Source organism: Thioclava sp. UBA3469 (assembly GCF_002378135.1).
Lineage (GTDB): Bacteria > Pseudomonadota > Alphaproteobacteria > Rhodobacterales > Rhodobacteraceae > Thioclava > Thioclava sediminum.
Genome location: NZ_DFRG01000086.1, coordinates 1 through 3764 on the forward strand (window position 1 = coordinate 1; position 3764 = coordinate 3764).

General features: G+C 63.9%; 3 protein-coding genes. 2 read left to right on the forward strand and 1 reads right to left on the reverse strand.

Going from position 1 to position 3764, the window contains the following annotated elements:
• The first annotated feature begins 69 nt into the window (after positions 1-69).
• Both B3D39_RS07340 and B3D39_RS07345 read left to right on the forward strand, forming a co-directional pair.
• Positions 70-2286: a polysaccharide biosynthesis tyrosine autokinase gene (locus B3D39_RS07340; protein ID WP_286789560.1), complete on the forward strand. Its 2217-nt coding sequence runs from the start codon at positions 70-72 to the stop codon at positions 2284-2286.
• A gap of 39 nt (positions 2287-2325) precedes the next feature.
• Entirely contained in the window at positions 2326-3231 is a 906-nt protein-coding gene (locus B3D39_RS07345) for a glycosyltransferase family 92 protein (RefSeq protein ID WP_274962288.1), read from the forward strand.
• Here the strand turns inward: B3D39_RS07345 and B3D39_RS07350 are convergent.
• A partial coding sequence (locus B3D39_RS07350; RefSeq protein ID WP_286789561.1) for a glycosyl transferase occupies positions 3228-3764 on the reverse strand: 537 nt, incomplete at its 5' end. The two genes, B3D39_RS07345 and B3D39_RS07350, sit on opposite strands and share 4 nt — an antisense overlap.

The window sequence follows — 3764 nt, forward strand, 5'->3', positions numbered from 1 at the left end:
AACGTTGATCCGCGTCACGGCGGCAAAGGCGCGGTTTTGAATAAGCATTTGAGAGTTTGAACGGGACAGATGAAGCAAATTTCCGAAATGACGCAGAAACACGCCGCGCAGCCCGAAGTCGAGGATGACGAGATCGACCTGATGGCGCTGGCCGGCGCGCTTCTGGCGGGCTGGAAATGGATCGCGCTGGCTTTCGTCATCGCCGTGAGCCTCGGTGCCTTTGTCGCGCTGCGCAAACCGGTGATCTACCAGGCCACCGGTCTCCTGCAGCTCGAGCAATCGCAAAACGCGTTGGCGGCACTCCCGACCTCGATGCAGGACATTCTTGGCAGCGACGGTGGCGGCAAATCGGAGGCGGAAACCCAGATCGCGATCATGTCCTCGCGGCTCGTTCTGGGGGAGGCGGCCAACAAGCTCAATCTGCAGAACTTCGTGATCCCGCGGCGCTTGCCGGTGATCGGTCTGCTGCCGACCAATCTGCATCTGCCCGATCCGGGACTGCTCGATCAGTACCAATGGGGGAATGAGAGCCTTCAGATCGGGCGCATGAAGGTGCCGGAGCAATGGCTGGGCGAGATGATCGACCTGCGCGTCACCGGTGCGGATAGCTACGAAGTCACGCTGCCGGACGGGACCGATCTCGCAGGTACGGTGGGCCATGAGATCACCGCGCGTGATGGCGATTTCACCTTGGCCGTGGCGTCGATGGATGCCCCGGCCGGTCGGGAATTCTTCGTCGGGCGGCAATCGCTCAACGCCGCGATCAAGACGATGAAGGCGAATTTCTCGGTCTCCGAAAGTCCGCGCGGCTCGAACATCCTTCAGACCTCGTATCAGGACACCGATCGGCAGCGGGCCGAAGCGATCCTGAATGCGATCGCGACCTCCTTCGTGGAACAGAATATCGAGCGCAACTCGGCCTCCGCCGAGAACAGCCTCGATTTCATCGAAAAGCAGCTTCCCGACGCCCGCCAAAACGTGTCCGACGCGGAGCAGGCGCTGAATGCCTATCGTCAGAAGCAAAAATCGGTCGACGTTAAATACGAGACGCAGGCCCTGCTGGAACGCGTCACCAAGATCGAAGGGGAACTCTCCGCGCTCGATCTGAAAGAGGCGGAGCTGAAGAACCAGTACACGGTCAATCACCCGGCCTATCAGGCGCTGTTGCAGAACCGCAAAGAGCTGCAGGCGCAGCTGGATCAGGCGAAGAAGGCGACCCAAGGCCTGCCGGAGACGCAGAAGGACATCTTCAACCTGCAGCGCAATCTCGAAGTGGCGCAGCAGGTCTACACCCAGCTGCTGAACCGTTCGCAGGAACTGAAGGTCGTGCGCGCCTCTACCGTGGGCTCGGTGCGGGTGATCGACAAAGCCTATGCGAGCACGATCCCGGTCGCGCCGCGCAAATCGCGGATCGTGGCCCTCGCGGCGATCCTCGGCCTGATCATCGGCGCGGCCATCGTGCTGATCCGTCGCGCGCTGCGCCGGGGAATCAAGGGTGCCGAAGAGATCGAGGCGCTCGGCCTTCCGGTCTTCGCGACCGTGCCCTTCGCACAGGAAGCCGCCGATCTGCGCAACCGCAAGGGCGACCTGCCGATCTTCGCATTGGAGCACCCTGAGGCGGTCGCGACCGAGGCGCTGCGCTCCTTGCGCACTTCGCTGCATTTCGGGCTGCTGGATGCGCAGACCAACTCGATCCAGATCACCTCCGCCGCGCCGGGCGTCGGCAAGACCTTCATGTCGATCAACCTCGCCGTGGTTGCGGCGCAGGCGGGGCAGCGGGTCTGCGTGATCGATGCGGATATGCGCAAAGGCTACCTCGCGCGCTTCCTGCATCTGCCGAAAACGGTGGAAGGCCTGTCCGACTATCTCGGCCATGAGAAATCTCTGGCGGAGGTGATGCGCGACGGGCCGGTCGAGGGGCTGAAAGTCATCACCTCGGGCCGTTACCCGCCGAACCCGTCGGAACTTCTGATGCGGGCCGAGTTCGGCACCATGCTGCGCCAACTCGACAGCGAATTCGATCTGATCATTGTCGACGCGCCGCCCGCGCTGGCCGTGACCGACCCGGTCGTGATCGGGCGCTCCGTCGGCGCGAGCATCGCGGTCGCGCGCCATCTCGAGACGATGCAGGGCGCGGTGCGCGCGGTGCAGGCGAGCTTCGAGGCGGCGGGCACGTCGATTACCGGTGCGGTCCTCAACGGCTTCAAGGCCGAGGCGAGTGAGCGCTATGGCGGCCATTACCAATATCATTATAACTACCGCTACAGCTACAAATCCGACGACTGAGCGGGAGCGTCCCGTTCGTGACTCGGACGGGAGGCGCGAATGCTGCGAAAACTGCTGGGCCGGGCGAAAATCTCGAAGCTCGGGATCACCACGCCCGAGCCGCGTCCGGACCGTCATGGCATCGCCATCGCCGCGATCGTGCGCAACGAGGCGCGTTTCATCGGCGAATGGGCCCGGTTCCACCATGCGGCAGGCGTGCGGCATTTCGTGATCTACGACGATGCCAGTACGGATGAGACCCGCGCGGTGCTGCAAGGCGCGCTACCGCCCGAGGCGCTGACGATCATCCCTTGGGCACAGCGGCTGAGCGACATCCGTCTCGGGCGCGAGATCCACAATCAGGTGCTTGCCTATGCCCATGCGGCGGGGAATTTCGGCGGCGATCACCGCTGGATGGCCTTCATCGACGTGGACGAATTCCTGATCCCGACTGCGGGTGACGATTTGAACGCCGCACTTGCGCCTCTGGGCGATGTCCCGAATGTCTCGCTGCCGTGGCACATGTTCGGCTTCTCTGGCCACGAGACGACGCCCGAGGGCGGGATGCTCGCCAATTTCACCACCCGTGCGCGCGACCCGATGGGGGATGCGCCGGGGCTGCGTGCGTTCAAGATGCTCGTCGATCCGTGCCGCCTGACGGCGCTGCGCGTTCATTCGATGGAGACCGACGGTGGGCAGGCGACGTGGAACGACGCCGGGATGAAATCCGACATGAGCGCGCGCGACAAGCCGGAGTTCTACTCCACCGCCGCCGTGCAGCTGAACCACTATTACACGCGCTCGAAAGCTGACCTGGAGGCCAAGATCACGCGCGGGCCGAACCTTGTGGCCAAGCGCGAGGCCTATCGCCGCAAGGTGATGCGCACGGTCAACAGCGTCGAGGCGGATACGCTAGAGGATACGCGCGCCCGCGATCTGGCCGCGCGGCTCGGGATCACCGGTTAAGGATCCTTGCGCCAGTTCTCCTCGACCCATTTCGTGGGCCAGAGGAAGTGGCGCAGGTGGCGCAGCATCGAGCCGTCCCGCTCGCCGCGCAGGCCCGCCTTCACATGCTCCATCGGCGCCATATGGGTCGAGCGGCTGTTCCAGCGCCCCTCGATCGCGTCGATCGGGTTCAGCCCGCCGGGGAAGATCACGACTTTCGCATCCTTCGGCAGTTTCGGCGGCGCGAAGAAGTTGATCGGGAATTGCCGGATGCAATGCCACTTGAAGGTCGCAACCCAGCCCTTCGGCCAGAACTTCACGCCGCCCGGCGTGCGCCGCGTCACGAAGCGCTGCTCGAAGACGTATTTCTCCGCCGTGCCCTGAGGATCGGCGAGGAATTCCTCGCGCAGTGGCGCCAGCTTGCCGATCGGGAAACGGTAGAGCGAGGTCTGGCCCAGCCGCTCGAACGGGGTGTTCGGGTTTCGGGTCAGGATCACGTCATCGGGGTCGCCGTACTCGAACATCGCATCGAGATTGCCGGTCACGACCACGTC